Source organism: Kitasatospora putterlickiae (assembly GCF_039527695.1).
GTDB classification, from domain to species: domain Bacteria; phylum Actinomycetota; class Actinomycetes; order Streptomycetales; family Streptomycetaceae; genus Kitasatospora; species Kitasatospora putterlickiae.
The window spans coordinates 10,992-20,395 of the sequence record NZ_BAAAKJ010000434.1; the positions used below are offsets into that span (position 1 = coordinate 10,992).

Annotated in this window: 11 protein-coding genes; 6 read left to right on the plus strand and 5 right to left on the minus strand. The window is 74.1% G+C overall.

Annotation, left to right across the window (positions count from 1 at the left end; all coding sequences use genetic code 11):
- Positions 1 to 40: 40 nt before the first annotated feature.
- Both ABD308_RS39820 and ABD308_RS35630 read right to left on the minus strand, forming a co-directional pair.
- Positions 41 to 808, minus strand: coding sequence for a hypothetical protein (locus tag ABD308_RS39820; protein WP_425554929.1), 768 nt, complete (start codon positions 806 to 808; stop codon positions 41 to 43).
- 302 nt (positions 809 to 1,110) lie between these two features.
- Positions 1,111 to 2,079, minus strand: a complete 969-nt coding sequence (locus ABD308_RS35630) for a VldE C-terminal domain-containing protein (protein WP_344344215.1) — start codon at positions 2,077 to 2,079, stop codon at positions 1,111 to 1,113.
- 229 nt (positions 2,080 to 2,308) lie between these two features.
- Between ABD308_RS35630 and dapE the strand changes: the two genes are divergently transcribed.
- A complete protein-coding gene (dapE, locus tag ABD308_RS35635; RefSeq protein WP_344344217.1) occupies positions 2,309 to 3,382 on the plus strand; it encodes a succinyl-diaminopimelate desuccinylase in 1,074 nt (357 codons plus the stop codon).
- Between the two features lie 99 nt (positions 3,383 to 3,481).
- The gene (locus ABD308_RS35640) at positions 3,482 to 4,291 is read left to right on the plus strand and encodes an LOG family protein (RefSeq protein WP_344344219.1); all 810 of its coding nucleotides are present in this window, start codon (positions 3,482 to 3,484) and stop codon (positions 4,289 to 4,291) included.
- Positions 4,292 to 4,343: 52 nt separating this feature from the next.
- Here the strand turns inward: ABD308_RS35640 and folP are convergent, their stop codons facing one another.
- The gene (gene folP, locus ABD308_RS35645) at positions 4,344 to 5,156 is read right to left on the minus strand and encodes a dihydropteroate synthase (RefSeq protein ID WP_344344229.1); all 813 of its coding nucleotides are present in this window, start codon (positions 5,154 to 5,156) and stop codon (positions 4,344 to 4,346) included.
- Positions 5,157 to 5,312: 156 nt separating this feature from the next.
- Here folP and ABD308_RS35650 point away from each other — a divergent pair, with 156 nt between their 5' ends.
- Both ABD308_RS35650 and ABD308_RS35655 read left to right on the plus strand, forming a co-directional pair.
- Positions 5,313 to 5,759 carry a DivIVA domain-containing protein gene (locus ABD308_RS35650; protein WP_344344221.1) on the plus strand — a complete coding sequence of 149 codons (447 nt, stop codon included), beginning with the start codon at positions 5,313 to 5,315 and terminating at the stop codon, positions 5,757 to 5,759.
- The gene (locus ABD308_RS35655; protein WP_344344223.1) at positions 5,756 to 6,343 is read left to right on the plus strand and encodes a DNA-3-methyladenine glycosylase I; all 588 of its coding nucleotides are present in this window, start codon (positions 5,756 to 5,758) and stop codon (positions 6,341 to 6,343) included. Before ABD308_RS35650 ends, ABD308_RS35655 begins: the two co-directional genes overlap by 4 nt.
- A gap of 25 nt (positions 6,344 to 6,368) precedes the next feature.
- On the opposite strand, the gene ABD308_RS35660 is transcribed toward ABD308_RS35655, so the two are convergent.
- Positions 6,369 to 7,169, minus strand: coding sequence for an enoyl-CoA hydratase-related protein (locus tag ABD308_RS35660; protein ID WP_344344225.1), 801 nt, complete (start codon positions 7,167 to 7,169; stop codon positions 6,369 to 6,371).
- 306 nt (positions 7,170 to 7,475) lie between these two features.
- Here ABD308_RS35660 and ABD308_RS35665 point away from each other — a divergent pair, with 306 nt between their 5' ends.
- The gene (locus tag ABD308_RS35665; protein WP_014137929.1) at positions 7,476 to 7,643 is read left to right on the plus strand and encodes a DUF3117 domain-containing protein; all 168 of its coding nucleotides are present in this window, start codon (positions 7,476 to 7,478) and stop codon (positions 7,641 to 7,643) included.
- A 91-nt stretch (positions 7,644 to 7,734) separates the two neighbouring features.
- Here ABD308_RS35665 and ABD308_RS35670 read toward each other — a convergent pair whose 3' ends face one another.
- Positions 7,735 to 8,367, minus strand: a complete 633-nt coding sequence (locus ABD308_RS35670; RefSeq protein ID WP_344344231.1) for an O-methyltransferase — start codon at positions 8,365 to 8,367, stop codon at positions 7,735 to 7,737.
- Between the two features lie 340 nt (positions 8,368 to 8,707).
- Between ABD308_RS35670 and sigE the strand changes: the two genes are divergently transcribed.
- A partial coding sequence (gene sigE / locus ABD308_RS35675) for an RNA polymerase sigma factor SigE (RefSeq protein WP_425554930.1) occupies positions 8,708 to 9,404 on the plus strand: 697 nt, incomplete at its 3' end.

Below are 9,404 nucleotides of genomic sequence, written 5' to 3' on the forward strand. Positions count from 1 at the left end.
GACGCCGGCCCTTCCCGCGTTCTCAGCCGCGGTGCGGGGCTCAGCCGAGCGGCACGCCGCTGAAGGAGCCGCCGTTGAGGCCGCTCAGCAGGCCGCCGACCGGGCCGAGCGCGCTGGTCAGGCCGGACAGGCCGTTCAGCGGGCTGTTCGGGCCGAGGTCGGCGCCGCCGAGGCGGTTGGCCGATCCGTGCTCGGCCAGGCCGAGCACGTCGGCGCCGGGCAGGCCGGTGGGCAGCGCCCGGGTGACCGCGCCGATCGGCAGCGCGTCGGTGACGGTGCTGGTGCTGGGGACGGCCTGGACGACCCCGCCGGCGCCGGGGACGGCGTTGGCGAGCCCGCCGACCTCGCTGAGGCCGGCCTGCGCGCCGCGCTGCGGGGTGGCGCTCTTGCCGGTGACGGCCTCGCCGAGCTTGCCGGCCAGGGTCCGGGCGACCTTCGGGGTGACGTTGGCGAGCTCACCGGTGGTGGCGGCGGTCTTGTCGAGCGGCGCGGTCAGCGAGCCGGCCTTCTCGTTCGCCTCGGGGAGCTGCTGGGCGACGATGCTGCCGGTCGCGTCGGCGGCGGCGGGCACGCCCGCGGCGACGGTGGCGGCCCCGGTGTTCCCGGCGGCCTGGCCCAGCTGGTGGGTGGTGTGCTGCAGGGTGGACCCGGCGTCGGTGTTGGTGAGCTGGCCCAGCGGGGCGGCCAGGTCGCCCTTCGGCAGCAGGGCGTCGGCGGCGGACGCGGAGCCGGCCGCGACCAGCGGGGTCGCGCCAGCCGCCACGAGCAGCGCGGCCTGGGCGATCCGACGCGTGAGGGGGTGAGACATGGGGCTCCTCAGGAGGGTCTGGGTCCGTCCCGTCCGCCGGGCGGACGACGTGGTTACCGCTTGAGAAGCCAGAAGGTTTCGGGCCGTGCAAGGAAAACGTCGGGCCGACCATCGGATGGTAGGACCGCTCGGGGCGTCGCCTCGGACACCGGGCCGGGGGTGCGCGTCCAGGGCGGCCAACGGGAGTGACGGTTCTGCGCCCCGCCCGCCCCGGCCGGGGCGCCGTCCACCCGGGTTGACGTGAATCACCCGGGCGGCGGCAACCCGGACACCAGTGCGTCAACGGCCGCGGGCCGTCGGCCTCAGGCCTTCCCGGGGGCGGCCAGCGAGACCAGCACCAGCTTGGTCGAGGTCCCGGTCGGCTGCGGCTTCCAGCCGTCCTCGGACTTCGCCTTCCGCCAGATCCTCCCGTCGTACGCGACGGTCTCGATGCCCAGCTTCTGCGCCTGCGACACCGCCCAGTGGGCCACCGCCCAGCCGTTCTGCCGCTCGGCGTCCGGGCCGGAGTCGGTGGACGCGGTCGGGTCCGGGGTCAGCGCGACGGCGTTCTCCGCGCCCTTGATCGTGGAGGCGTGGCCGGTGGCCGGGGTCACCGTCCGGCCGAACTCCCGGCGCACCCGGTCGCTCAGCACCTGGGCCCGGTCCGGGGCGGCCGCCGGGGTCGCGCCCTCCTCCCCGTCGTCCGGCGCGGCGAAGTCGTGCACCACGCAGTTCAGCGAGGCCGCCTCGCGGCCGGTCAGCGCGGAGGCCAGCAGGGTGGCCTTGGTCTCGTGCTTGGCGTAGGCCTGCGGGTAGCCGCTCTTCTGCACCTGCTGGGCCGCGTCGGTCAGCGGCAGCCGGGTGTAGCCGGGGACCTTGACCAGGCCGTCCAGGAACTTGTTGGTCGCGTAGACCGGGTCCATGATCTGCTGCACGGTGCCCCAGCCCTGCGAGGGCCGCTGCTGGAACAGGCCCACCGAGTCCCGGTCGCCGCCGGTCAGGTTGCGGATCTTGGACTCCTGCATCGCGGTGGCCAGCGAGATGGTCACCGCCCGGTCCGGCAGACCGCGGGCGTGCGCGACGGCGGCGATGGTCGCCGCGTTGGCGGTCTGCGGGAGCTCCAGCGTGCCCTCGCCGGCGGGCGTCTTCACCGAGCAGCCCTCGGGGGTCAGCAGCTTGTTGTCGCGAAGCCAGAACACCGCCACCGCGACCACGGCCAACACCAGCAGACCGATCAGCACCGCCCGCAGCGGCCTGCGGCGCCCACCGCCGCCGCCCTCTCGCCTCGCCACCGCCACCCCTCTCCGCCGAGCACTTCCGAACCGACACCGTACCCACTCGGACGGATGTACGGTGGCCTCCGGTTGCTGTAATTCGCCCACTCGCCTCCGGGGATGTGATTCGCCCGCTCGCCCGGATCCCGCTCGGGGCGGGGCGTGCCGGGATCGCCCGCTCGCCTCCGGGGCGCTCCGACCCGGCGACGGGTCGGGGGCGGGCCCGGCGCGACTAGGCTGGGCAACCATGAGCAGCCCGAAGACGCCCCTGGACCTCACCCTCGACGGCGGCGCGCTGACCGCCCAGCTGGTCGACTTCCCCTCCGTCAGCGGCGACGAGCAGGCGCTCGCCGACGCCGTGGAGGCGGCCCTGCGGGTCTACCCGCACCTCACCGTCGACCGGTACGGCAACAACGTGGTCGCCCGCACCGACCTCGGCCGCTCCGAGCGCGTCGTGCTCGCCGGCCACATCGACACCGTGCCGATCGCCGACAACCTGCCCTCCTGGGTCGAGGGCGACCTGCTCTACGGCTGCGGCACCTCGGACATGAAGGCCGGCGTCGCCGTGCAGCTCCGGCTCGCCGCCACCCTGCCCGAGCCCAACCGGGACCTCACCTTCGTCTTCTACGACTGCGAGGAGGTGGAGGCCGGCCGCAACGGCCTCGGCCATCTCGCCCAGGCCCACCCCGACTGGCTGGCCGCCGACTTCGCCGTGCTGATGGAGCCCAGCGGAGCCGTCGTCGAGGGCGGCTGCCAGGGCACCCTGCGCGCGCAGGTCCGGCTCGGCGGCGTCCGCGCCCACGCGGCCCGCAGCTGGCTCGGCGACAACGCCATCCACAAGGCGGGCGAGGTGCTGCGCCGGCTCTCCGAGTACCGGCCGCGCCTGGTCGAGATCGACGGGCTGGAGTACCACGAGGGCCTCAACGCGGTGCGCATCGACGGCGGCGTGGCCGGCAACGTCATCCCCGACGAGTGCGTGGTGACGGTCAACTTCCGCTTCGCCCCGGACCGCGACGAGGCCGGCGCCGAGAAGCACGTGCGCGAGGTCTTCGACGGCTTCGAGGTCACCGTCACCGACTTCGCCCCCGGGGCGCTGCCCGGCCTGAACCAGCCGGCCGCGCGGGCGTTCCTCGCCGCGACCGGCGGCACCGCCCGCGCCAAGTTCGGCTGGACGGACGTGGCCCGGTTCAGCGCGCTCGGCGTCCCGGCGGTCAACTACGGCCCCGGCGACCCGAACATGGCGCACAAGCGCGACGAGCACTGCTCGCTGAGCGCCATCGCCGTGACCGAGGAGCGGCTGCGCGCCTGGCTGACCGCCTGAGCCGGCCGTCCGGCCATCGGCCGAAGGCCATCTTCCGGTCGCCCAACCGACCTTCCGGCGTTGCCTGAAAAAGGGGAGGGGCGGGCGTAGGGTTTCGTCATGACAGGCACTGGAGACGAAAAGCACTACGGGCACGGCCCCGAGCAGGTGGGCGAGCCGCGCCCGAAGAAGGCGTGGCCCGAGAAGCAGAAGGGCCCGGTGCTGGTGCGCCGGGACCAGGTCGGCGAGAGCACCACGGACCAGCGCCTGCTGGACACCACCGGTCCCACCGACTGGCTGCACACCGACCCGTGGCGGGTGCTGCGGATCACCTCCGAGTTCGTCGAGGGCTTCGGCGCGCTGGCCGAACTCCCGCCCGCGGTCAGCGTCTTCGGCTCCGCCCGGACCCCGGTCGACTCGCCCGAGTACGCGGCGGGCGTGGCGATCGGCCGGGCGCTGGCCGAGGCCGGCTACGCGGTGATCACCGGCGGCGGCCCGGGCGCGATGGAGGCGGCCAACCGCGGCGCCTCGGACGCCGGCGGGCTCAGCGTCGGGCTCGGCATCGAGCTGCCCTTCGAACAGGGGCTCAACGAGTTCGTCGACCTCGGGCTGAACTTCCGCTACTTCTTCGTCCGCAAGACGATGTTCGTGAAGTACGCGCAGGGCTTCGTCGTGCTGCCCGGCGGGCTCGGCACCCTGGACGAGCTGTTCGAGGCGCTCACCCTGGTGCAGACGAAGAAGGTCACCCGCTTCCCGGTGATCCTCTTCGGCAGCGCCTACTGGGGCGGGCTGGTCGACTGGCTGCGGAACACCCTGGTCGCGCAGGGCAAGGCGGCCCCGCACGACCTGGAGCTGTTCCACGTCACCGACGAGATCGACGAGGTCATGAAGATCCTCGCCGAGGCCCGTCGTCCGGTGAACGAGATCTAGCGCGGGCGCCCGACCCGGCGCAGCCGCGAGCCGGGCGCCGTCAGGAGGCCGCTCAGGCCAGCCCCCGGCGGGCGACCGCCGGGGGGCGGGTGCCGCGGATCGAGGCGACCATGTCCAGCACCTGCCGGGTCTCCGCCACCTGGTGCACCCGGTACACCTGGGCGCCCAGCCAGGCGGAGACCGCCGTGGTCGCCAGCGTGCCGAGCAGCCGCTCGTCGACCGGCTTGTCGAGCGTCTCGCCGACGAAGTCCTTGTTGGAGAGCGACACCAGCACCGGGAACCCGGTGGCGGTCATCTCCGGCAGCCGCCGGGTCGCCTCCAGCGAGTGCCGGGTGTTCTTCCCGAAGTCGTGCCCCGGGTCGATGATCACCGCGTCCCGCCGCACGCCCAGCTCCACCGCCCGCTCGGCCAGGCCGACGGTCACCCGCAGGATGTCCGCCATCACGTCCTGGTAGCCGGCCCGGTGCGGCCGGGTGCGCGGCTCGGCGCCGCCGGCGTGGGTGCAGACCAGTCCGGCGCCGTAGCGGGCGGCCACCTCGGCCAGCCGCGGGTCCACCCCGCCCCAGGCGTCGTTCAGCAGGTCCGCGCCCACCTCGCAGACCGCCTCGCCGACCTCGTGCCGCCAGGTGTCGACGCTGATCACGGCCTCCGGGTGGCGCTTGCGCAGCTCCGCCACGAACGGCACGGTGCGCCGCAGCTCCTCCTCGACGGTCACCTCGTCACCCGGACCGGCCTTCACCCCGCCGATGTCCAGGATCGCGGCGCCCTCGGCCACCGCACGGTCGGCGGCGGCGAACGCGGCCTCGTCGGCGAACGTCGCGCCCTTGTCGAAGAAGGAGTCCGGTGTGCGGTTGACGATCGCCATGATCACCAGCTCGTCGTCGCCGAATTCCCGTGGTCCCAGGCGCAGTGCCACCGATGTCTCCTCCACAGCCGCTGCGAGTGCGATGATGGCCCCCGGCCCATCGGGACCATGATCCCACTCCAGTGGGGGCCGGCCGGAAAATCGGGAGGACCGCTCGTGTTCTGGGTGATCGTGGTGGCGATGGCCGTGGTGGTCGGCGGCGCCGCGCTGGTGGCACTGGGCGGCGGCGGTTCGCTGCCGGAGGCCGTGCAGGACCGCGTCTCCGCCCGGCTGCCGCAGGACCGTCCGCTGGGCCAGGGCGACGTCGAGGCGCTGCGCCTGCCGATGGCGGTGCGCGGCTACCGGATGGACGAGGTGGACGACGTGCTCGACCGGCTGGGCGCCGAACTCGCCCACCGGGACGCCCGGATCGCCGAACTGGAGGCGCTGGCCGCGGTGCGCGGCGCCGTCGAGGCGGACGACCGTCCGGAGCCCGGCGCCGAACCGCTGCCCGGCCTGGAGGAGTTCGCCCGGGTCGTCGAGCCGGCCGTCGCCCTCGCCAAGGCCCCCGCGGCCGCCGCGGAGCCGGCTCCCGAGGACGCGAAGCCCGAGGGGTCGAAGTGAGCGCGGAGCCCGTCGGCGCCGTCCTCGGCGCGGACGGGCTGCGCCGCTGCGGCTGGGGCGACTCGGCGGACGACTACCGGCTCTACCACGACACCGAGTGGGGACGCCCGGTGCGCGGCGACGACGCGCTGTTCGAGCGCGTCTGCCTGGAGGCCTTCCAGTCCGGCCTGTCCTGGATCACCATCCTGCGCCGCCGCGAGGGCTTCCGGGCGGCCTTCGCGGGCTTCGAGATCGCCGAGGTGGCCGGGTTCGGCGCGGCCGACGTCGAGCGGCTGCTCGCCGACACCGGCATCATCCGCAACCGGGCCAAGATCGAGGCGGCGATCGCCAACGCCAAGGTCGCGCGTGACCTCGACGGCGGACTGGACGCACTGATCTGGGGGTTCGCCGGGGACCCGGAGCGGCCGGCGCCCCGCACGCTCGGCGAGGTGCCGGCCGTCACGCCCGAGTCGACGGCGCTGGCCAAGGCCCTGAAGAAGGCCGGCTTCCGGTTCGTCGGCCCGACCACCGCGTACGCGCTGATGCAGGCCTGCGGGCTGGTCGACGACCACCTCGCCGACTGCCACGCCCGGGGCGTCCGGTGAGCTCCGGGGAGCCCGGCGGGGCAGGCTAGCGCCCCAGGTAGGTCGGCTTCTCCTTGGCGATGAAGGCGCGGACCGCGATCCGGTGGTCCTCGCTCTCGCCGGCCAGCGTCTGCAGCTCGTCCTCCTTGTCGAGCAGTTCGCTCAGCGAGTGCGAGGCGCCGTAGGCCAGCGACTCCTTGATCGCGCCGTAGGCCACCGTCGGGCCCTCGGCCAGCTCCTTGGCGAACGCCCGGGCGGTGGCGGCCAGTTCGGCGGCCGGCACGACCTTGGTGGCCAGGCCCAGCTCCCTCGCCTCGGCCGCCTTCACGGTGCGCGGCAGCATCAGCAGTTCGGTCGCCCTGGCGTGCCCGACCAGCCGCGGCAGCGTCCAGGAGGCGCCGGAGTCGGCGGTCAGCGCGATCCCGGCGAACGCGGTGTTGAAGCCGGCGGTGTCCGCGAGGATCCGGAAGTCGCAGGCGAAGGCCAGCGAGGAGCCCGCGCCGGCCGCCACCCCGCCGACCGCGGCCACCGTCGGCTTGCGCATCCCGGCCAGCGCCCGCAGCAGCGGGTTGTAGTGCTCGGCGACGGTCCTCAGCGCGCCCTCGCCGGTCTCCTCGGCCCGCTTCAGCAGGCCCAGGTGCTCCTTGAGGTCCTGCCCGACGCAGAACGCCCGGTCGCCCGCGCCGGTCAGCAGCACCGCCCGCACCGCCGGGTCCCCGGCCGCGGCGGTCACGGTGTCGCGCAGCGCCACCTTGGTCGCCACGTCCAGCGCGTTCATCGCCTCGGGGCGGTTGAGGGTGATGACGGCCAGGCCGCCGTCCAGCTCGTACAGCACGGAATCGGACATGGGCGAGGGCTCCCTTGCTCGTGGTCGGCGTTGATCGTCGCGGTCGTCCCGCCAGGATGCCGGAGTGCCGGGCCCCCTGGGGAGTGTGAGGTATCGCACCTTTCGGCGGCGTACCGACCGCCGCCGCGCCGGGGCTTATGGCGGAAAATGTGCGTGATTGCGGTAATCCGCACGAGGTTGCACCGAGAGTGATGTTGGTCATCAGGCCGTGGCATGCGGGATAATGGCTTCCGATCAATGCGTTCGATACCGGCGGTGGACGGACTGCCGGTGCGTAGCTGAGCGGTTGCAGGAAGGGGAACGAGCATGGCGGCCATGAAGCCGCGGACGGGTGACGGCCCGCTCGAAGTCACCAAAGAGGGGCGGGGCATCATCATGCGCGTTCCGCTCGAAGGCGGCGGACGCCTCGTGGTGGAGCTCACGCCTGACGAGGCCGACGCCCTCGGCGAGGCCCTGAAGAAGGCCTGCGGCTGACCGCAGCGGGTGCTCGCCATCTCCTGGAGATGTGCTGCCGGGCCCGGGTACGACCATCGTGTCGGCCCGGGCCCCGTACTTTCCCCGGACCTCAGCGCTTCACGGCGCAGAGCAGCCCGTCCGAGACCGGCAGCAGCGCGGGCAGCAGCGCCTCGCTCTCCCGGACGGCCTGGACCAGGTCCCGCACCGACTGCGTCTGCGGGTCCCGCAGTTCCGGCTCGGCCAGCCGGCCCTCCTGGAACACGCCCTCGAAGCAGACCATCCCGCCCGGCCGCAGCAGCCGCAGCGACTCCGCCAGGTACTCCCTGGACTCCGCCGGGTCGCCGTCGCAGAACACCAGGTCGTACTGGCCGTCCGCGAGCCGCGGCAGCACCTCCAGCGCCCGGCCCGGTATGAACCGCGACCGGTTGGCCGCGAACCCGGCCGCCTGGTAGGCCTCCTTCGCCAGTTGCTGGCGCACCGGCTCGGAGTCGACGGTGGTGAGCACGCCGTCCGGCCGCATCCCGCGCAGCAGGTACACCCCGGAGACGCCGGTCCCGGTGCCGATCTCGGCCACCGCCTTGGCGTCCAGCGCGGCGGCCAGCAGCCGCAGACAGGCGCCGCCGCTCGGCCCGATCGCCCGGATCCCGGTCCGCGCGGACTGCGCCCGGGCGTAGGTCAGCACCGCGTCCTCGCCGACGTAGGTGTCGGCGAGAGCCGCGCGTGCGGGCCCGAACTCGCTGATGGCTGCCTCTTTCGGAGCCCCGGGTGGCGGCCCGGTGCCGAGCGGATGTCGATATTTCCTGCCACAGATTACTGGCCGGACGGGAACCGCGTACGGCGGCGGGCCGTTGGTTCGGCAGGGACCCGGGGAAACGGGACGTCCCGGACACCCTCCGGGCCGTCATCCGGGTCGGACGTCCCGGGTGGTCCCGGGCGGTTCTTATCCGGGCTTGACGGGCGAGGTGGATATGGTGGTGGCCCTGCTGGGCAGAAGAGCCGACCGAGGAGGTGTGGCCGAGGGCGACGTCCCTGTGCGGCGGCACTCCCGCGGCACCGCGTCGACCCGTACGCCGAAGCCCGTGATGAACCAGCCTGCGCACTCCACCCTGGACCAGCCGGCCCCCGCGCCCGAGGCGCCCGCCGCCGGTACCGCCGAGGCTCCCGCCCTCGCGACCTTCGCCGAGGGCCCCGACGCGCAGACCTGGACTCCCCCCACGTGGGAGGAGATCGTCGAGGCCCACAGCGCCCGCGTCTACCGTCTCGCCTACCGCCTGACGGGCAACCAGCACGACGCCGAGGACCTCACCCAGGAGGTCTTCGTCCGGGTGTTCCGCTCGCTGTCGACCTACACCCCCGGCACGTTCGAGGGCTGGCTGCACCGGATCACCACCAACCTGTTCCTGGACATGGTCCGCCGCCGCCAGCGCATCCGCTTCGACGCGCTCGGCGAGGACGCGGCCGAGCGCCTGGCCTCCCGCGAGCCCAGCCCGGCCCAGCACTTCAGCGACACCCACTTCGACGCCGACGTCCAGCACGCGCTGGACACCCTGGCGCCCGAGTTCCGCGCCGCCGTCGTCCTCTGCGACATCGAGGGCCTCTCCTACGAGGAGATCGCGGCCACGCTCGGCGTCAAGCTCGGCACCGTCCGCAGCCGCATCCACCGCGGCCGCTCGCACCTGCGCGCCGCGCTCAAGCACCGTGCCCCGGGCTCGGCCCCCGGCCGTGAGCGCCGCGGCGGCGGCGAGGAGCAGCCGGTGCCGGTCGGTGCCGCCGCCGGTG